Genomic DNA, 255 nt, shown 5'->3' with positions numbered 1-255 from the left:
AACCTTCCCAACAACCAGTTGACATCGTTTAGGGCGTGGACTACCAGGGTATCTAATCCTGTTTGCTCCCCACGCTTTCGTGCATGAGCGTCAGTACAGGCCCAGGGGATTGCCTTCGCCATCGGTGCTCCTCCGCATATCTACGCATTTCACTGCTACACGCGGAATTCCATCCCCCTCTGCCGTACTCTAGCCTTGCAGTCACAAATGCAGTTCCCAGGTTGAGCCCGGGGATTTCACATCTGTCTTGCAAGA

At 54.1% G+C, this 255-nt stretch carries 1 rRNA gene; it reads right to left on the bottom strand.

From position 1 onward, the window contains the following. Nucleotides 1-255, bottom strand: a 16S ribosomal RNA gene (locus tag EOE66_RS21690); the annotation flags it as partial.

It is taken from the genome of Rubrivivax rivuli (assembly GCF_004016505.1).
GTDB classification, from domain to species: Bacteria; Pseudomonadota; Gammaproteobacteria; order Burkholderiales; family Burkholderiaceae_C; genus Rubrivivax; species Rubrivivax rivuli.
This window is presented reverse-complemented; position numbering and strand designations above follow the sequence as displayed.